The organism is Mesorhizobium sp. M1088 (assembly GCF_040318575.1).
In the GTDB taxonomy this organism is placed as follows: domain Bacteria; phylum Pseudomonadota; class Alphaproteobacteria; order Rhizobiales; family Rhizobiaceae; genus Mesorhizobium.
On record NZ_JAMYMO010000132.1, the window covers coordinates 1 to 665 of the forward strand.

Consider the following 665-nt stretch of genomic DNA (forward strand, 5'->3'; position numbering starts at 1 on the left):
AACTGCGCCCCGGGAACAGCCAGCCATGCGGAAGCATCACCCCGCGACGCCTGCCTTCGCGCCACCACACCCGCAGCAGTTCCAAGAGTTGCGGCGAGAGCATGGCGTTGCGAACCTTGCGTCCTTTGCCCTGTTCGACGCGGATCAGCATGCGTGTGCTGTCGATATCATCGACCTTGAGGTGCGCGACCTCCGATACGCGCAGACCCGCGCCATAGGCGACACCGAGCGCGGCCTTGTACTTGATGCCAGGTGCTGCTTCGAGCAGCCGCGCCGCTTCCTCCACGCTCAGCACGTCCGGCAGCTTGCGTGGATGGCGCATGATCACCAGCACACGTGCCAGATCCCGCCGCTTCAGCGTCACCAGGAACAGGAACCGCAGTGCCGAGACCGCGCCATTGATCGTCGCAGGGCCGACGCCGCTCTCATGCTGATGCAGCTGGAATCGACGGATGTCCTCAGCCCTCGCAGTGTCGGGCGAGCGGCCAAGGAACACAGCGAAGCGCCGGACGTGACGAACGTAGTCTTGCTGGGTATGGGAGCCCAGGCCACGCATGAGCATGTCGTGCTGCATGCGCTGGCGAAGCGGAGAGATTGGTGCATCGGTCGACAGGGTAGCCATGGCGAGTTCCTCTCGTTGAAGGGAACTCCATGGTCAGATCGAC

General features: G+C 63.9%; 1 protein-coding gene. It reads right to left on the reverse strand.

Annotated elements, in window-relative coordinates:
• Positions 1-622: tyrosine-type recombinase/integrase (locus NKH49_RS34815; RefSeq protein ID WP_352930236.1), on the reverse strand; the 622-nt coding region annotated here is incomplete at its 3' end.
• Positions 623-665 lie beyond the last annotated feature (43 nt).